Below are 17578 nucleotides of genomic sequence, written 5' to 3'. Positions count from 1 at the left end.
GCCGCGCGGTGAGGCAGGGGGAGCCCGCGCTGCGGCTCTGTCTGCCGTGGGGCGGAGCCCCTGCGACGGGGGAGCCGAGGGAGTGGCTCCGCCCGCCGAAGGGGCGGGGCCGGTTGGCCGCGCTGGTGGGCGGTGGTGTGGTTCTGCCCGCCGAGGGGCGGGGCCGGTTGGCCCCGCTGGAGGGCGTGCTGTCGCTCCGCCCGCCGCCGAGGCGGGGCCCGTCAGCCGCGCCGGAGAGCAGAAGAGTGGCTCTGCCCGCCGAGAGGCGGGGCGGACTCAGCCCTCCTGCCAGCCGACGCTCCCCACCCCCGTGCCGCCGTTGCAGCGGGCGCTCGACACGTCGGACTGGCCCGGCCTCAGGGTCTTCCACGGGCCGGACGTGTCGGGCCAGACGCCGCAGACCACCGTGACCCGGAAGGCCTTCACCACGTTGGTGTTGTTCTTGCAGTGCGCGTGACCCCACCTCCCGTCCGTATCCGTGTGGCACGTGAGGATGTTGGCGGCCGCGGACGCCTCCTGCGACGGGGTCGCCGCCGCGCTCGGCGCGAGGCCCGCCACCGGCAGCGCCACAGCGGCCGCCAGGGTCACGAGCTTGAGGGCACCCCGGGTGGAGCGGGTGGAGCGGGTGGAGCGGCGAGGCTTGTTCATGGTTCGGTCTCCCTGTTCTGAAGCGAGTGGAACTGCTTTCCGTCGCTCCGAATGCTTCCAAGCAGGCCTGTCACGCCGGTCACTCGACAGTCACTCGACACTCACCCCAGGTGATGGAAACATGACGGAACGTGACTGTTGGGGTGGGGGACACGGAGTCCGAGAAGTTCGAGTACAAGATCCTCGGGCCGCTCGAAGTGGTCCGCGACGGCAGGCCCGTGGCGGTGCGGGCAGCCAAGCAGCGGGCCCTGCTCGCCGCACTGCTGGTCGACGCCAACAGGGTCGTCCCCGTCGACACCCTGATCGCCCGGCTGTGGGACGAGCCGCCGGACGGCGCCCGCAACGCCCTCCAGAACTACGTACTCAGGGCACGCCGCACCCTGGGCGGCTCCGCCCGAGGCCCCATCCGCACCTGCGCGCAGGGGTACGCCATCGACGTACCCGAAGACGCCCTCGACCTGCACCGTTTCGACGCCCTCGTCGACGCGGCACGGGTCGCGGGGATCCCGCGCGCCGCCGAGATCCCCCGCACCGCCGAGACCGCCCGCGCCGCCGAGCGGGCCTCGGCGCTGCTGGGCGAGGCGCTGGCGCTGTGGCGCGGCGAACCGCTGTCGGACGTGCCCTCCGAGCGGCTGCGCCAAGAAGTCGTCCCCGCGCTGAACGAACGTCGCCTGAGCGCCCTGGAGCTGCTCACCGACGCCGACTTCCGTCTCGGCCGGCACGCGGACGTCCTGCCGCGGCTGCGCGAACTGACCGCCGCGCACCCGTTGCAGGAGCGCTTCTGGGCACAGCGGATGCTGGCCCTCTACCGCGCGGGCCGCCAGGGCGAGGCCCTGGACTGCTACAGCACCGTCCGCGCGCTGCTCCTCGACGAACTGGGCGTCGACCCGGGCGCCGAGCTGTGGCGGCTGCACCAGCAGATCCTCACCGCCGACCCCGCCCTGGCCGCCCCGGCGCCGCCCGACTCGCCCCACGGGCCGCGGACGGAGGGCAATCTGCCCGCCGAGACGACGACGTTCGTCGGCCGCGAGGCCATGCTCAGGAAGACCCGCAAACTCCTGGACGGCGCCCGCCTCGTCACGCTCACCGGGCCGGGCGGGGTCGGCAAGACGCGGCTCGCGCTGCGTACGGCCGCCGAGGCCTCCTGGGCGTACCCGCACGGCGCCTGGCTCGCCGACCTCGCACCGCTGACCGATCCGGGCCTCCTCGACCGCGTGGTCGCCGACGCGCTCGGCATCCCCGATCAGTCCCTGCGCCCCGGCACGGAAGTGCTCATCGAACACTTGAGGGAACGCCGGCTGCTGCTCGTCCTCGACAACTGCGAGCATGTCGCCGAGGCCGCCGCCCACCTCCTCGGCACCCTGCTGTGCGCGGCCCCGGGGCTGCGCGTACTGGCCACGAGCCGACAGGGGCTGCGGGTTCCGGGGGAGTACCTGCTGCCCGTACCGCCGCTGGCCGTTCCCACGGACCGGGGCGAGCCGCCGACACTGGAGCGCAGCGAGGCCGTGCGGCTGCTCGCCGACCGCGCCGAGGCGTGCGCCCCGCACTTCCGGATCACCGCGCGCAACCAGGACGCCGTGGGGCGGCTGTGCCGCCGTCTCGACGGCATTCCGCTGGCGATCGAGCTGGCCGCGGTGCGGCTCGGCACGCTCTCGGCGGAGGAGATCCTGGAACGCCTCGACGACCGGTTCCGGCTCCTGTCGGACACGGGGGCGGCCCAGCCGGGGGCGGCGCGGACGGGGCGCCGCCACCAGCGCACCCTGCGCGGCGTCGTCGACTGGAGCCACGACCTGTGCGACGAGCGCGAACGGCGGCTGTGGGCGGGGGTGTCCGTCTTCTCCGGCGGCTTCGACCTCGCGGCGGCCGAGGCGGTGTGCCCCGGCGCGGACAGGCCCTGGGAGGAAGTCGTGGATGTCCCCCGGGAGGATGATGCCGTGGATGTCCCCCGCGAGGATGTCGTGGACGTCCTGGCCGCGCTGGCGCACAAGTCCGTCCTCACCGTCGACACGACCGGCTCCCGGGCCCGGTACAGAATGCTGGAGACCCTGCGCCAGTACGGGCAGAGCAGGCTCGGGGAGCTGGGCCGCGAGGTGCCGCTGCGGCGGCGGCACTGCGCGTACTACGGGGACATGGCCGCGCGGGCGGCCGCGCGGTGGTGCGGTCCCGACGAGGTGGCGTGGCTGTCCCGGCTCCGCCTGGAGACGCCGAACCTACGGGCCGCGCTGGACTTCAGCGTCTCGGGCGAGGGCGACGCGGCGGCCGGTCTCGCGATCGCCGCGAATCTGACGCGTACGCGCTACTGGTTCTTCAGCAGCTCGCTCGGAGAGGGGCGGCTGTGGCTGACCCGCGCCCTTGACCTGGCGCCGGACGCCCCCGTCCCGCTGCGGGTCGGCGGCCTCGCGCTCGCCGCGTGGATCGCCCTGTGCCAGGGGGACCAGCCCGCCGCGGAACGCTTCCTGGCCGGGGCCGTACGGCTCGGCGAGGGCGCCACGGACGGCGAGACGCTGGGCGTACTCGCGTACATGGAGGGCGCCTTCGCCTTCCTCGCCCACGGCGACCCGGCGGCCGTGGCGCTCCTCGCGCGGGCCCGGGACCGGTTCCGGGCCGCGGGCCTGGTGGGCGACGCCCACATGGCGAGCATGATGTGGGCCATGGCGGCGGCGTTCCTCGGCGAGCGGGAGCACGCGCTGGCGGCCGGCCGGGAGTACGTGACGGAGGCCGCCGCGCACGGTGCGGGCTGGGCGCACTCCTGGGGGCTGTGGGGGATGGGCCTGGCGGAGCTGCGCCACGGTGACCCGCACCGGGCGGTCGGCCTCTTCCGTGACTCGCTGCGGCGGCAGCGGGGCATCGGGGACCGGTGGGGGCCGGTGTGGGGGGTGGAGGCGATGGCGTGGGCGGCCACCGCGACCGGCGACCACGCTCATGCGGCTCGCCTCTTCGGGGCGGCGGCGCGGCTTCTGCGGACGACGGGCGTCGCGCTCGGGGGGCTCAAGCCGCTGCACGACGCGCATGTTCTGGCGGAGCGCCTTGTGCGGGGGGTTCTTGGTGAGGGGGCTTATGCCTCCGCGTTCGCGGAGGGGGCGGGGAGTCGGGAGCCGGTGCGGCTTGCCCTGGGAGGGCGGTGAGGGGGGGCTTGCCTCGCCGGGTCTAGCTGCCCGCGGCTTTGTTGTGGTTGCTCGCGCCGTTCCCCGCGCCCCTTACGGGGCGCCTTGCTCCCCGCGCCCCTTGCGGGGCGCCTCACCCCTCGCGCCCCTTGCGGGGCGGGTCCGTTCAGCTTAGGCGTAAGCCGTATACGTGCGTGTCGTCCCGGTTCGGCAGGCGGGTGAAGCCCGTTCGGTTCAGGACCGCCGCGGATGCCGTGTTTCCCGGGTCCACCCGTGCCAGCAGCGACGTGACCTCGGGGCGGGACAACGCCCACTCGGCGAGGGACCGCAGCGCCGTCGTGGCATAGCCACGACCCCGCGCCGCCTCCGCCAGGTCGTACCCGATCTCCACGCATCCCTCGTCGTCCGGCGGGCCGTGGAAGCCCATGGCGCCTACGGCCAGCTCGTCCTCGGTGCGGACCAGCGCGTACACGCCCCACTCGGGGCGGAGCACCCCGTCGGCGTACGCCTTCGCCAGCTTCCCCGAGGCGCCCCGCGTGCCGTCGAAGGGGCCGCCCTCGACCCACGTCAGCCCGCCCGTGCCGCCCGCGGCGAGATCCGCGGCGGCCGCGGGGGTCACCTCGCGCAGCGCGAGCGGTCCGGCCGGCAGGGAGAGGGAGTTGTGCCAGCGCCAGGAGGGGAGCCGCGCGCGGCCCGGCAGTTCACCGCGGCCCGTGGCCCACAGCAGGACCTGCCACGGCGTGCCCCCCGTGGGCGGCACGTGCGGGAAGAGGTGCCCGAGCACCGCCCCGCACAGTTCCGCGGGCGGCTCCGCGTCGACGCCGAGCGCCTCGCAGATGTCGTACGTATGGAGAAGCACCTCGGCGACGCCCATCGCGGCGAAGCCCGTCGCGTCCGCGCTGCCGCAGGGGTAGGGGTGGAAGCCGCGGACGCCGCGGGGTGTCGTGCGGACCGTCGCCGCGAGCAGGCGGCCGGTCGCCTCGATCACGTGGATCGCGCCCTCCGGGTCCGTGCCCTCGTCGAGCGTGATCTCGAAGGGGACCCAGCCGTCGGTGGCCCGCCCCGTCAGCTGCCCGGCGTACGCGACGAAATCGCTCGCGATGTGCTCCGCCGTCTTGAGGCAGCTCCATTCGAGCCCGCCCGCCTTGACCTCCCAGTCGCGGTCCACCGCCTTACGCAGCACCCGCGCCGCGTGCGCGACGGCCTCGTCGATTCTGTCCCCACCCATGAGCAGCATGCGCAGAGAGTACGGGCAGACGGGCGGGAGCGCCCCGGGATTTCAGGGCTGGAGGGGGAGGGCGGGGGGGGCTCAGGCGTCCAGCAGGGCCAGCTCCGTCGTGAGGTTCTCGCGCGCCGGGCCCTCCCAGTTCGCCGACCCGTGCGGGGTCCTGAACAGGCGGGGAAGGGCGAGGAGTTGGCGCAGCACGTCCGCGCGGCCCGCGCGGAACGCCTCGTCCGGCACGAAGCCGTACTCCTCGCGGACGGCCGCGGCGTAGGCCGCGTACGCGTCCGGGGCGGCCGCCAGGATCGCCAGGTCGGCGTCGCACAGCGCCTCGCCGTTGTGGTCGCCGTCGGCGGGGTCGTGGGTGAGGGTGAGGCGGACCAGGCGCGCCACCTCGGCCGTTTGCCGGTCGGACAGGCCCGCTTCGGGGAGGGCCCGCTCCGCCAGGCGGGCCGAGCGCTCCTCGTTCTCGGAGCGGTCGGGCGCGTACACCGCGTCGTGGAACCAGGCCGCGAGCCGCACCAGTTCGGGGTCGTCGGCGTGGTCCTCAAGTACGTCGATGTGGTCCAGGACCGCCGTGAGGTGGGCGGTCGTGTGATAGCGGCGCTGGGGTTCGGCCCAGCGGGCGAGCAGGTTGTCGGCGAACCGGTACGGGTCGTAGACGCAACGGTCGGTGTCCCGGGCGCGCAGCAGCGTGCTGAGCCAGCGCTCCCGCAGCTCGTGGTTCTCGTCGTGGGCCATGGGGCGAGCGTAATCAATCGTCCGCCGGGGACGATCTGTCCTGCCCGGCCGTTGCCAGGTGCGGGTGTCGGGCGGTTGGGTTCCGGTATGACGACTGCACTCGAAGAGACGTACGAACCTGAGCGCGCCGGACGGCTTCTGCGGGCCGAACGCGACCTTCTGATCCCCCTGTTGAGGTCCGCGCCCGACGAGGCGTTCGCGGTCCGCACCTGCTGTCCCGGCTGGACCGTGCGGCATGTGATCGCGCACTGCGCCTCCGTGCTGACGCGGGTCGTGGAGAGCCGCTACGGCGAGGGCGTCTTCAGCCCGGAGAGCAACGAAAGGGACATCGCCGAGCGCGCCGACCGGTCGAACTCCCGTGTCGTGGACGAGCTGGAGCAGCGCATGTCCGAGGTCGGGCCCATCATGGCCGCCGCCAAGGGGCGCCTGGACGGCATCGCGCTCGGCGAGTGGGTGCACGCCGGTGACGTACGCGAGGCGTGGGGGAAGCCGGGGGCGTACGCCGGTGCCGGGCTCACGGACGCGCTGCCACTCCTCGGGCAGCACAGCCGGTCGCCGTTCAGCGCGGCGGCGCCCGGCCTCGCGGTCCACGCCGACGTGGACGGCTGGGACGAGCCGCTGGTCCTCGGCGCCACGGACGGCCGGCGGCCCCCGGCCCGCTACATCGGCGATGCCCCCACCCTCATCCGGATCTGCGCGGGGCGGCCGCTGACGGGGACGCGATACGAGCTGGCGGGCGCCACGGAAAAGGAGTTGGGCCTGTTCGACTGACGTGGATCATGGGGGGATGACCTCCGAACCCGGTACCTCACCCGGCACCCCGCCCGGTACCTCACCCGGTACCCCCCTCGTGCCCGCCGACCCGAACGTGCTGCATCCCATGCCCGGCCAGGAACGCGTCGTCCTGCTCAAGCCGCTCGTCACCTCACCGCTGATCGAGGTCGGCGACTTCTCGTACTACGACGACCCCGACGACCCGACCGCCTTCGAGACCCGCAACGTCCTCTACCACTACGGCCCCGAGCGGCTGGTGATCGGGAAGTTCTGTGCCCTGGGGGAGCACGTGCGGTTCATCATGAACGGCGCCAACCACCGGATGGACGGGGCCTCGACGTTCCCCTTCCCGATCATGGGCGGGTCGTGGAGCGAGCACTTCGACCTGATCACCGGGTTGCCGGGGCGCGGGGATACCGTCGTCGGCCACGACGTCTGGTTCGGCTACCGCGCCACGGTCATGCCGGGCGTCAGGATCGGGCACGGAGCGGTCATCGCCTCGGGCTCGGTGGTCGTCGACGACGTGCCGGACTACGGCATCGTCGGCGGCAACCCGGCCCGGCTCATCCGGCGCCGCTTCGGCGACGAGGACATCGCGCGGCTGCTCGAACTCGCCTGGTGGGACTGGCCGATCGAGCATCTGACCCAGCATGTGCGGGCTGTCATGTCGGGCAGTGTGGAGGAGTTGGCGGCGGTGGCGCCGGGTGTGGGCTCGAACGCGCCTGTCCTGGAGGGGGACTGACCTTCGGGGCCCCGGGTAACGGGGGCGGGTGGCAGGGGCGGTGACGGTCAGTGCTGGTGGCCGTCGTCGCCCTTTTCCGCGTGCCCGGTGCCGTCCTTCTCGGCGTGCCCGTCACTGCCCTTCTCCGCGTGCCCGGCGCCGCCCGCATGCACCGTGAACGCCGCCGTGCGCACCTTCCCCTCGTGCTTGAAGTCCAGGAACAGGCGGTACGCGCCCTTGCTCGGTGCCGTCGTCGTGAAGGAGATGCCGGGGCCCGCCTTGGTCGTGCCGTCGCCGGGCTCGCCGTTCGGGTGGACGTGGAGGTAGGCGAGGTCGCCGGAGCGCAGGGCCACCAGGTGGCCGTAGGCGCCCAGGTAGGGCTGGAGGTCGGTCACCGGCTTGCCGTTCCTCGCCACGTCCAGGGTGAGGTCGCCGCCCGCGCCCGTCTTCAGCTCGCCCTTCAGCGTCACGTCGTAACCGTCCACCTTCGCCGTCGTGCTGTGCGCGGGCAGTTCCCTCGGCGTGGACTTCCCCGCCACCGCGAGGTCCGCGCCGAGTGTCAGGGCCTCCTTCGCGCCCTCGGGGCGGAAGTCGGCGAAGACGCGGTAGCCGCCCGCCTCGGGGAGGTCGACCGGGGTGGACCAGGTGCCGTCCGCCGCGCGGACCGGGTGCAGATGGCGGTAGGTAGTCAGGTCGCGTGAGGCGACGATGAGGTGCAGCTCCTTGTCGTGCTCCCGCTGGTACGCGGTGACGTTCCGGCCCGTGGACTCCCTGACGACGGCGAAGCGCAGCTCTTCCTCGCGGTCCGCGTCGAGCCGCGAGGTCTTCAGGTCCAGGGTGTAGCCGCGCTCGGAGATCTGGAGGCCGCCGGGGGCGGCGCCTTCCTTCCCGTGTCCGCCGTCGTGCTCCCCCTTGCGTTCGCCGTCGTGTTCACCGTGCTGAGCCGTGGGCGCCCGGTCCGTGACGGGGTCGACGACCTTGCCCACTCCGTACGCGGTACCGAAGGTCGCGGCGACGGCGGTGGCGAATGCGGTGATCTTCAGCCCGGTGTTCATGACGACTCCCTGAGTGATCCCTGGCCGGCGGCTGCTTCGGCCAGCTGGCCTCGATGCCTTCGAAGATACCCCCTAGGGGTATGAAGTCAAGCCGGAGGCGTCCTTGCGTTCGATACCCCCCAGGGGTATAAATGGATCTCGTCAGCGGTACCCGCACCGGGTATCGGGACCACTCGTCACGAGGAGCCCGCGGACATGTCCACCACTACTCCAGGCACCACTGCCGGCGCCGCGCCCGGCGCCACTCCGGGCGCCCCCGAGGTGGCTTCCACCGCAGAGGTGGAACTCGCCATCGGTGGCATGACCTGCGCCTCGTGCGCCGCCCGGATCGAGAAGAAGCTCAACCGCATGGACGGCGTCGAGGCGACCGTCAACTACGCCACCGAGAAGGCCAAGGTCAGCTACCGCGGCGAGGACGTCTCCGTACAGGACCTGATCGCGACCGTCGAGGCCACCGGTTACACGGCCCAGGAGCCCACGCCCGTACGGGACGTCCGGGACCTCCGGGGCGAGAGCGCGCCGTCGGGCGGCGACGAGGACGAGGCGCGGCGGGCCGACGAGGCCCTGCGGCCGCTCCGCGAGCGGCTCATCACCGCCGTGCTGCTCTCGGTACCCGTCATCGCGATGGCGATGGTCCCCGCCCTCCAGTTCGAGTACTGGCAGTGGCTCTCCCTCACCCTCGCCGCGCCCGTCGTGACCTACGCCGCGTGGCCCTTCCACAAGGCGGCCTTCACCAACGCCCGGCACGGCGCGGCCACCATGGACACGCTGATCTCCGTCGGCACCTCGGCGGCGTTCCTCTGGTCGCTGTGGGCCCTGTTCCTCGGCACCGCGGGCACCCCGGGCATGACCCACCCCTTCGAACTCACCATCGCCCGCAGCGACGGCGCGGGGAACATCTACTTGGAGGCCGCGGCGGGCGTCACCGCCTTCATCCTCGCCGGGCGCTACTTCGAGGCCCGCTCCAAGAGGAAGGCCGGGGCCGCCCTCAATGCGCTGCTCCAGCTCGGCGCCAAGGACGTCACCGTGCTGCGCGACGGGGGGCGCGAGGAGACCGTCCCCGTGGGCGACTTGAGGGTCGGCGACCGCTTCCTGGTCCGGCCCGGCGAGAAGATCGCCACCGACGGCAAGGTCATCGAGGGCGCCTCGGCCGTGGACGCCTCCATGCTCACCGGCGAGTCCGTGCCCGTGGAGACCGGCGAGGGCGACTCCGTCACCGGAGCCACCCTCAACATCGGCGGCCGCCTCGTCGTCGAGGCCACCCGCGTCGGCGCCGATACCCAGCTCGCCCGCATGGCCAAGCTGGTGGAGGACGCGCAGAACGGCAAGGCGGCCGCCCAGCGGCTCGCCGACAGGATCTCCGCGGTCTTCGTGCCGGTCGTCATCGGCCTGGCGCTCGCCACCCTCGGCTTCTGGCTCGGCAACGGCGCGGGCCTCACCGCCGCCTTCACCGCGGCCGTCGCCGTACTGATCATCGCCTGCCCCTGCGCCCTCGGCCTCGCCACCCCGACCGCCCTCATGGTCGGCACCGGACGCGGCGCCCAGCTCGGCATCCTGATCAAGGGCCCGGAGGTCCTGGAGTCCACCCGCAAGGTCGACACCATCGTCCTGGACAAGACCGGCACCGTCACCACCGGCAAGATGACCCTGCTCGCCACCCGCACCGCTCCCGGAACCTCGGCCGCCGACGTGCTGCGCCTGGCCGGCGCCCTGGAACACTCCTCCGAACACCCCATCGCCCAGGCGGTCGCCGCCGGAGCGGCCGCCGAGGTGGGCACGCTGCCCGTCCCCGAGGACTTCGCGAACGTGCCGGGCCGCGGAGTGCAGGGCATCGTCGAGGGCCACGCGGTCCTGGTCGGCCGGGAATCGCTGCTGGCCGAGTGGGAGATCCGCCTCCCGGTGGAGCTGGAGCGCGCCAAGGCCGACGCCGAGGCAGCCGGACGTACGGCCATCGCGGTCGCCTGGGACGGTGAGGCCCGCGCGGTCCTGGAGGTCGCCGACGCGGTGAAGGACACCAGCGCCGAGGCGATCCGGCGGCTGCGGGCGCTCGGCCTGACCCCCATCCTCCTGACCGGCGACAACAAGGCGGTCGCGGCATCGGTGGCCGCGGAGGTCGGCATCTCCCCGGAGCACGTGATCGCGGAGGTCATGCCGCAGGACAAGGTCGACGTGGTCAAGCGGCTCCAGGCCGAGGGCCGCTCGGTCGCCATGGTCGGCGACGGCGTGAACGACGCCGCGGCCCTCGCCCAGGCCGACCTGGGCCTCGCGATGGGCACGGGGACGGACGCCGCGATCGAGGCGGGGGACCTGACGCTCGTACGAGGTGACCTGCGGGCGGCGGCGGACGCGATCAGGCTCTCGCGCCGCACCCTGGGCACGATCAGGACGAACCTCTTCTGGGCCTTCGCCTACAACGTGGGCGCGCTGCCGCTGGCCGCGTCCGGGCTGCTCAACCCGATGATCGCGGGGGCCGCGATGGCCTTCTCCTCGGTCTTCGTGGTCGGCAACAGCCTGCGGCTGAGGGGGTTCAAGCCGCTGGCGTGAGCGTTCCGTCCGCTCATCCGACGCACCCCGGTGCGAGCTACTCGGCTCGCGCCGGGGTGTTCTGCGCGTAGGCTGGCCGACAATTGGACTAGACCTGTGTGGGCCGGAACTCCGGAACTCCGGAACTCCGGAACTCCGGAACTCCGGAACTCCGGAACCTCGACGAGAAGGAAGAGACATCCATGAGCAAGCGTGCAGTCCTGGAGGTGATCGCCCTCGACGCCGAGGACGCCGTCGCCGCCCAGGCCGGAGGCGCGGACCGCCTCGAGCTGGTGACCGACATGGCCGCGGACGGCCTGACCCCCTCGCGGGAGACCTTCGCCGCGATCCGCGCCCGCGTCGACATCCCGCTGCGCGTCATGCTGCGGCTGGCCGACGGGTTCGCCGCGGGCGACGTCGACGCGCTCGTCCGCCGCGCCCGCGAACTCAGGAGCGAGGGCGCCGACGAGTTCGTCCTCGGCTTCCTCGACGAGGCGGGCGCCCCCGACCTCGGCGCGGTCGAGACCGTGCTGGCCGCCCTCGACGGCTGCCGCTGGACCTTCCACCGGGCGATCGACCGGGCCGCCGACCGCGACGCCCTGCGCAAGCAGCTCGCGGACCTGCCCGGCCTGGACACGTACCTCACCGCGGGCGCCCCGGGCGGAGTCGACGAGGGCCTGCCGACACTGCTCGCCGAGGCGGCCCGCCGGGGGGAGCCCGCCTACGACCCCCAACTCCTGGTGGGCGGCGGCCTCCGCCTCGACCACTTGCCGCGGCTTCGGGCGGCGGGGATCGACGCGTTCCACATCGGCGGCGCGGCGAGGCCCGACGGATGGTCGGGCCAGGTCTCCTCGGCGGCCGTCGCGCAGTGGCGGGAGGCCCTGGAGGGATAGGGGGCGGCGGGGATAGCCCCCTCAGGGGCCCGGGGAACTGCGCGACCAGCCACGACGGACCGCGGATTCGGGAGGGTTTGCGTGTGCGGGCTCGCGGGGGTTGCTCGCGCAGTTCCCCGCGCCCCTGACGGGGCGCCTCGGTGGGGCTCGCGATACAACTGGGCCGGACAAGGAGGGGACCTCAATGACCGCACACGCACGTCGTACGCAACCCGTCGCGGCCGCGCTGCTCACCGGGACCGTCGCGCTCTACATCGCGCTCGTCGCGTTCGGGAACATCACCGACTTCGGCACCAACCAGCAATTCGTACGCCATGTCCTCGCGATGGACACCACCTTCAAGGACGACGACCTGATGTGGCGCGCGGTGGAGTCCACCGCGCTCCAGGACGCCGCGTACATCGCGATCATCGTGTGGGAGAGCGTCGCCGCGCTGGTCCTCATCGCGGCGACGGCCCTGTGGGGCGCGGCGCTGCGGCGCCGCACGGGGTTCGCGCGCGCCCAACGCCTCGGGACTATCGGACTGTTGATGATCCTGCTCCTCTTCGGGGCGGGGTTCATCGGGGTGGGCGGCGAGTGGTTCGCCATGTGGCAGTCCAAGAACTGGAACGGCCTGGACGCGGCGATCCGCGTCGTGACGCTCGCGGGCATCGTGCTGATCGTGAACCACCTGCCGTCCACCGCCGCCCCGGCGGACGGCCCCAAGGAAGCGGAGAAGCTCTCGGGCGTGTCCGCGCCCTAGGGCCTGTCCGGCGGATCAGGCCCTAGGCCAGTTGCGGCGGCAGCGGTGCCGAGTGGACGACGATCAGGCCGGAGACGGCACGGGTCAGCGCCACGTACAGGCGGCGCAGGCCCGTCCGCTCGTCGGGCTCGCCGTCGACCACGGCGGCGGGCTCGTCGAGTACCACGTAGTCGTACTCCAGACCCTTCGCGAGGGACGCCGGTACGAGCGTGAGGCGGGTGTCCGGTGTCGTCTCCTCGCCGGGGGAGAGGTACGTGACCCCGGCCGCCGTCAGCGCCTTCGCCAGCGCGGGGATGCGGGCGTCCGCGGCGATGAGGCCGATGGATCCCTCCTGCCGCAGCGACTCCGCACACGCCTCCAGGCAGGCCGCGTCCAGGTGGGGCGCGTCCAGGTCGGGCGCGTCCGGGGCGGGTGCGCCCCGCCCCCTCACCCGCCGCACCGCCAGCGAACCCGGCGACTCGCGGACCGAGGCGACCTCCGTCAGGCCCGGCGCGATGTCGGGCAGCAGCCTCGACGCGTACGCGATGACCTCGCGCGGCACGCGGAAACCGGCCGTCAGCTCCTCCACGACCGCGTCCGCCTTGCCGAGGTGACCGAGCGCCTCGGCCCAACTGCGGGTCGCCCAGGGTGTCGTGCCCTGCGCGAGGTCGCCCAGCACGGTCGCCGAGCCGGTCGTGCAGCGCCGCCCCACCGCGCGGTACTGCATGGGGGAGAGGTCCTGCGCCTCGTCGAGCACGACATGCCCGAGGGAGTGCGTGCGCGAGACGAGATCGGTGGCCTCGTCGATCAACACGGCGTCCGCGGCTGACCACTTGGCGGACTTCACGCCGCGCGCGGGCCTCGTCCACAAGATGGCCTTCTGCTCGTCCTCACTCAGCACACCCTCGGCGTGCGCGGCGAGGAACTGGGCGTCGGACAGCAGCCGCAGCACCAGCTTCGCGGGGTCGACCGGCGGCCAGATGGCCTTCACGGCCGCCTTCACCGCGGCGTTGCGCGCGACGGCGTCCTGCACCCGGTCGTCCGGGGCCTCGCCCGCCTGCTCCATGCGGACGAGGACGGCGTGGGCGATGCGCTGCGGCAGCGCGTCGCGGGCGGCGCCGTAGCGGATGTCCCGCGCCAGCAACTCCCGTACGATCTCCTCCAGTTCATACGCGGGTACCCGCCAGCGCCGGGAGCCGCGTACGACCACGACCGGCTCGGTCGGCAGCGTGACGTGTGAGCGTACGGCCGCGCGCAGCACCCGCGCCATGCGGGCGTCACCCTTGACGAGGGCGGCGGCGGAGTCGTCCGCACCGCGCACCTCCACATGGGCGACGAGGTCGTCGACCGTGGCCTGCTTGACCTCCAACTCGCCCAGCGCGGGCAGCACTTGCTCGATGTAGTGCAGGAAGGAGGCGTTGGGCCCGATGACGAGCGTGCCGGTGCGGGCCAGCCGCTCGCGGTGGGCGTAGAGGAGGTAGGCGACACGGTGGAGGCCGACGGCGGTCTTCCCCGTGCCGGGCCCGCCCTGCACGCACACGCTCCCTCCCAGCCCGCCGCGGACGATCTCGTCCTGCTCGGGCTGGATGGTGGCGACGATGTCCCGCATCGGCCCGACGCGCGGCCGCTCGATCTCCCGCTGGAGCAGCTTGCTCGCCCGCTCGTCCTCCGCGGGGTCGCTGAGGTGCTCGTCCTCGTACGCGGTGAGGTCGCCGCCCGTGTAGCCGAAGCGGCGGCGCAGCGCGATGTCCATCGGGTCCTTCTTGGAGGCCCGGTAGAACGGCTGGGAGACCGGCGCGCGCCAGTCGATGACCATCGGGTCGCCGTCGGCGTCGTGCACATGCCGGCGCCCGATGTAGAACTGCTCGCCCCCGGCCCCTTCCGCCTGCTCGGCGCCCGGGGCGTGCAGATAGTCGAGCCGCCCGAAGAACAGCGGCGTGTGGGCGAGGTCGGCGAGGGACTTGACGCGCTCGTCGATCTGGCGCTCCAGGACGGCGGCGTTCACCCAGTTCGCGGTGACATCGCGGATGTCCAGGGCCTCGGCGTCCGCGCGCATGGCGCGCAACGCGGAGCGGGACGCGGCGAGGTGCCCCCGCTCACGGGCGAGGGGGTCGGTCGTCTGATCGTGCGCCTGCACGGGGTGCCTCCGGCGGTTCAGCGGGGTGGTCTGGTGCTGCCGCCCGGTTTCCGTCCGGGCGGCGGCGCTCCGCGGGGGAGGCCGGGGAAGGGGGCATCGTAGGCGGGGGGCGGGTGGGGGTGCGAATGATTTTCAGGGGCGTGAGTGAAGCCCCGTAAGGGGCGCGGGGAACTGCGCGACCGGCCACGACGGGCCCGCGGGTGAAGGGCGGCCGTTCAGGTGGGTACTTCGGGTGCGGGCGCGCGGGGGCTGGTCGCGCAGTTCCCCGCGCCCCTGACGGGGCGCTAGTCGTCTGCCAGTTCGGCCACGCCCGTGATCCGGTGGAGAGGGAACGTGCGGACCTCGTCCGCCGTGTGGTCGTACGCCGTGACGAAGCCACCCTCGACCCGAACCGGGGCGATCACCCGCTGGCTCGCCGAGCCCTCGGCGTTGACGTAGCCGATCCATACCGTCTCCCCCGTCATCACCGCGGCCTGCATCGTGGCGAGGGTCTCCGCGGACGTCGTGCGAGGGAGCCCGCCGCTCGGGGTGCGCGGCGTCTCCTTGCGGGGCGCGGTCGACGCCAGGTCGCCCGCGCGGATCGCCCGCACCGCCGCGCCGATCAACGTGGCGTCGGGCAGCGGAGGCCCGTCCGGCACCGGCTCGGGCGCCGAGCGCGGCGGGGTGCGGTGGGCGTGGGCGCGGGTGATCAGGACATCGCCCTCCGGGGACTCAGCGGCGGGCGCGAAGCCCATCGTGCGCAGTCCTTCGAGGAGCGTGCCCGGGTCCGCCTGCGCGGCGAGCACGGTCGGCGCGAGGCGGCGCAGACGCAGGCCCTGGGAGCGCTTGTCGGCCAGGATCTCGTTGAGCAGCGCCTCGTCGTCGCAGCGCACGTAGGCGGACGCGGCGCCGATGCGCAGGTGGCCGTGTTTGCGGGCCACGTCGTCGATCAAGTACGCGAGGGGCTGCGGGACCGGCGTACGGGAGTGCGCGGCCAGGAACGCGTGCAGATCGGACGCCGCCTGCCCCGCGTCGAGCGCACGGCGTACGGAATGGGGCGTGAAGCGGTAGACGGTCGCGCCGCCCTTGGACTCGACGTCGGCGAGCACGGCCAGCGCCTCGGCGAGCGGCCGCTCCAGCGGGCCGGGCGCCACGGCCGTCAGGTCGGCCTGGAGCAGGACGTGGTCGAGCGGTTGGGGCAGCAGCGGGGCGAGGAGCCGCGCGGCCCGCGCGGTGGCGAGGGCACGCTCGGCGCCGGTCGCGGGGGCGGGGGCGGAGTCGGGTGTGCCGGTTGTCCCCCGCGCGGTCGCGGGCGCGGGCCCGTCGGCTGTCCCCCGCGCGGCCGGGCCCGCCCCCGCACCCGCCTCCGCCCCGCCCCCCGAAGGCCCGAGCAGCGCGCGCCCGTGCGTCGAGAGCGCCCCTCGGCCCGTGACGCCCAACAACTCCGCTTCGTTCAGCGTCCATTGGGCCATGCGGGCGCGGAGGTCCCGCGACGCGGGGGACGGGCGTTCCCAGCGGAGGCGGGCCAGGAGTGACTCGGGGTCGGGTGACGCGCCCTCGGGAAGCCCGGCGAGCAGGGCGAGGACCCGGCGGCGTACCTCGGGCGCCGCCGAGCGGTCCAGATGCGGGCCCAGCGCGGACAGCGTGCGGTCCTTGCCGTCGCGGCCCCCGATCAGGCCCGCCGTGCGGGTCGCCGCCAGCCAGGCCTCGGCGAGCGCCGCCCAGCGCTCGGGGGCGGGCAGCTCCTGCCAGTCGTCGTACGCGGGCGTCGCCGCGTACCGCTCGTCGGCCTCGCCGTCGGAGGCCACCAGACCCGCCGCGTAGGCCAGCTCGACCCAGAACGCGGCCGTCGGCTCGGGCAGGTCGAGCGCCACCGCCGTCCGCTTCAGGTCGCGCACGCTCAGACCGCCCGCGCGCAGCACCGCGGGGCCGCCCTCGTCCCACTCCTTGAGCAGCTCCTCGATGGTGGCGAGCGCCGTGTAGGCCTGGCCGGCCGCCGTGGCGTCCACAACCTGTGGACGGTGCTCGCGCGCCACCTCGACGGGCGGCGGCGTCGGCTCGGGCACGCGGTGGGCGCGGCCCGCGCGCAGATGCAGGGCCGCCTCGCGGGGCAGTACGACCGTGCCGGGGGCGGTGGGCAGGAGCAGCCCGCGGTCCATGAGCCAGCGCAGGTGGCGGGCCGGATCGGCGGTGACCTGGCCGTAGGGAGGGCCCCACACCAGACGGGACAGGACCTCCACGGACTCGGCGGGCGCCTCGTCCAGGAGGGCCGACATGCGGGCGCGGTCGGTGAACAGGGCGGTGAGGGAGCCGACCGCCGACACCGGGTCGTGCGTGGTGGGCAGGCCGGCCGCCGCGACGATGCCCTGGACGCGGGTGGGCGACATGCCGGCCGTGGCCTCGGCGACGGTCGGGCCGAGGCCCGTGGGGGACGGGTGCTGGGGGCCGGGGGCGAGGAGTTCGCGGGCGGTGCGGACCAGCCGCAGACGGTCGTCGGGGCCCCAGACGAGGGCCTGCTCGTGGAGGGTGCCGAGGGCGCGCGGCAGGGCCCGCGCGACGGCGGCGTCCCCCTCGTCACCGGTGAGGAGCCCGAGCACTTCCTCGTACGTCGTCGGCTCCTGGGCCACCGCCAGGGTCTCCGCCACCTGCTGCGTGAAGCGGTCGAGCCGCTCCAGGGCGCGGACCACGGAGGCCCGGGTGCCGGCGCGGCTCGCGAGCTGCGTGAGATCGGTGGGGACGGGGCTGAGGAGGTCCGGGCGGGCGTGGAGCAGCTCAGCGAGGGCGTCGTCCTCGCGGGAGCGGAGCGCTTCGGCGAGGGAGCGGGGGGTCTCCGCGGGGCGCGGCGCCTTGGGGGCGGGGGCCTTGGGGTGCGGCGGCTCGTCGGTGCTCATCCGGCTCACGTTAGCGGGTTCCGGCCCCTTGCCGGGGCTTGCGGGGCGCTGGGGCGGGGCTTGTGGGGACTGACCTGTGCCTCGTCCGCGGGTGCGCGGGGGCTGAGCGCGCAGTTCCCCGCGCCCCTGAAGGGGCGCCCAGCGTGGCCCCGTAAGGGGCGCGGGGAAC

General features: G+C 74.1%; 12 protein-coding genes. 6 read left to right on the top strand and 6 right to left on the bottom strand.

Annotated features, from left to right (window positions below):
* Positions 1-276: 276 nt before the first annotated feature.
* On the bottom strand, positions 277-648 hold the full coding sequence (locus tag IG54_RS0135955; RefSeq protein ID WP_051820423.1) for a hypothetical protein: 372 nt from the start codon (positions 646-648) through the stop codon (positions 277-279).
* A gap of 131 nt (positions 649-779) precedes the next feature.
* Here IG54_RS0135955 and IG54_RS38745 point away from each other — a divergent pair, with 131 nt between their 5' ends.
* Positions 780-3773, top strand: a complete 2994-nt coding sequence (locus IG54_RS38745; protein WP_199809641.1) for an AfsR/SARP family transcriptional regulator — start codon at positions 780-782, stop codon at positions 3771-3773.
* Positions 3774-3918: 145 nt separating this feature from the next.
* Here the strand turns inward: IG54_RS38745 and IG54_RS0135945 are convergent, their stop codons facing one another.
* Entirely contained in the window at positions 3919-4989 is a 1071-nt protein-coding gene (locus IG54_RS0135945; RefSeq protein ID WP_030794928.1) for a GNAT family N-acetyltransferase, read from the bottom strand.
* Positions 4990-5061: 72 nt separating this feature from the next.
* Positions 5062-5715, bottom strand: a complete 654-nt coding sequence (locus tag IG54_RS0135940) for a hypothetical protein (RefSeq protein ID WP_030794925.1) — start codon at positions 5713-5715, stop codon at positions 5062-5064.
* Positions 5716-5802: 87 nt separating this feature from the next.
* Between IG54_RS0135940 and IG54_RS0135935 the strand changes: the two genes are divergently transcribed.
* Entirely contained in the window at positions 5803-6486 is a 684-nt protein-coding gene (locus IG54_RS0135935) for a maleylpyruvate isomerase family mycothiol-dependent enzyme (RefSeq protein ID WP_030794922.1), read from the top strand.
* A gap of 109 nt (positions 6487-6595) precedes the next feature.
* On the top strand, positions 6596-7231 hold the full coding sequence (locus IG54_RS0135930) for a CatB-related O-acetyltransferase (protein ID WP_063756306.1): 636 nt from the start codon (positions 6596-6598) through the stop codon (positions 7229-7231).
* Positions 7232-7278: 47 nt separating this feature from the next.
* On the opposite strand, the gene IG54_RS0135925 is transcribed toward IG54_RS0135930, so the two are convergent.
* Positions 7279-8265, bottom strand: a complete 987-nt coding sequence (locus tag IG54_RS0135925) for a hypothetical protein (protein WP_030794915.1) — start codon at positions 8263-8265, stop codon at positions 7279-7281.
* Between the two features lie 195 nt (positions 8266-8460).
* Here IG54_RS0135925 and IG54_RS0135920 point away from each other — a divergent pair, with 195 nt between their 5' ends.
* The 3 genes from IG54_RS0135920 (at position 8461) to IG54_RS0135910 (ending at position 12423) form a co-directional block, all read left to right on the top strand.
* The gene (locus tag IG54_RS0135920; RefSeq protein WP_267883687.1) at positions 8461-10809 is read left to right on the top strand and encodes a heavy metal translocating P-type ATPase; all 2349 of its coding nucleotides are present in this window, start codon (positions 8461-8463) and stop codon (positions 10807-10809) included.
* Between the two features lie 182 nt (positions 10810-10991).
* The gene (locus tag IG54_RS0135915) at positions 10992-11681 is read left to right on the top strand and encodes a copper homeostasis protein CutC (RefSeq protein ID WP_030794908.1); all 690 of its coding nucleotides are present in this window, start codon (positions 10992-10994) and stop codon (positions 11679-11681) included.
* A 184-nt stretch (positions 11682-11865) separates the two neighbouring features.
* Positions 11866-12423 carry a DUF2165 domain-containing protein gene (locus IG54_RS0135910; RefSeq protein ID WP_051820417.1) on the top strand — a complete coding sequence of 186 codons (558 nt, stop codon included), beginning with the start codon at positions 11866-11868 and terminating at the stop codon, positions 12421-12423.
* A 22-nt stretch (positions 12424-12445) separates the two neighbouring features.
* Here IG54_RS0135910 and IG54_RS0135905 read toward each other — a convergent pair whose 3' ends face one another.
* Positions 12446-14539: a HelD family protein gene (locus tag IG54_RS0135905; RefSeq protein WP_030794902.1), complete on the bottom strand. Its 2094-nt coding sequence runs from the start codon at positions 14537-14539 to the stop codon at positions 12446-12448.
* Positions 14540-14823: 284 nt separating this feature from the next.
* Positions 14824-17409, bottom strand: coding sequence for a helicase C-terminal domain-containing protein (locus IG54_RS0135900; RefSeq protein ID WP_030794901.1), 2586 nt, complete (start codon positions 17407-17409; stop codon positions 14824-14826).
* Positions 17410-17578 lie beyond the last annotated feature (169 nt).

Origin of the sequence: Streptomyces sp. NRRL S-920, assembly GCF_000717945.1 — a bacterium.
Classification (GTDB): domain Bacteria; phylum Actinomycetota; class Actinomycetes; order Streptomycetales; family Streptomycetaceae; genus Streptomyces; species Streptomyces alboniger.
Note: the sequence above shows the minus strand (reverse complement) of the source record. Positions and strands in the feature narration are given on the sequence as shown.

Bases quoted from the DNA above. Each gene is read 5' to 3' on its own strand.
- IG54_RS0135935 (WP_030794922.1), top strand. From the start codon at position 5,803: ATGACGACTGCACTCGAAGAGACGTACGAACCTGAGCGCGCCGGACGG.
- IG54_RS0135940 (WP_030794925.1), bottom strand. From the start codon at position 5,715: ATGGCCCACGACGAGAACCACGAGCTGCGGGAGCGCTGGCTCAGCACG.
- IG54_RS0135910 (WP_051820417.1), top strand. From the start codon at position 11,866: ATGACCGCACACGCACGTCGTACGCAACCCGTCGCGGCCGCGCTGCTC.
- IG54_RS0135920 (WP_267883687.1), top strand. From the start codon at position 8,461: ATGTCCACCACTACTCCAGGCACCACTGCCGGCGCCGCGCCCGGCGCC.
- IG54_RS0135945 (WP_030794928.1), bottom strand. From the start codon at position 4,989: ATGCTGCTCATGGGTGGGGACAGAATCGACGAGGCCGTCGCGCACGCG.
- IG54_RS0135925 (WP_030794915.1), bottom strand. From the start codon at position 8,265: ATGAACACCGGGCTGAAGATCACCGCATTCGCCACCGCCGTCGCCGCG.
- IG54_RS0135900 (WP_030794901.1), bottom strand. From the start codon at position 17,409: ATGAGCACCGACGAGCCGCCGCACCCCAAGGCCCCCGCCCCCAAGGCG.
- IG54_RS0135930 (WP_063756306.1), top strand. From the start codon at position 6,596: ATGCCCGGCCAGGAACGCGTCGTCCTGCTCAAGCCGCTCGTCACCTCA.
- IG54_RS0135915 (WP_030794908.1), top strand. From the start codon at position 10,992: ATGAGCAAGCGTGCAGTCCTGGAGGTGATCGCCCTCGACGCCGAGGAC.
- IG54_RS0135955 (WP_051820423.1), bottom strand. From the start codon at position 648: ATGAACAAGCCTCGCCGCTCCACCCGCTCCACCCGCTCCACCCGGGGT.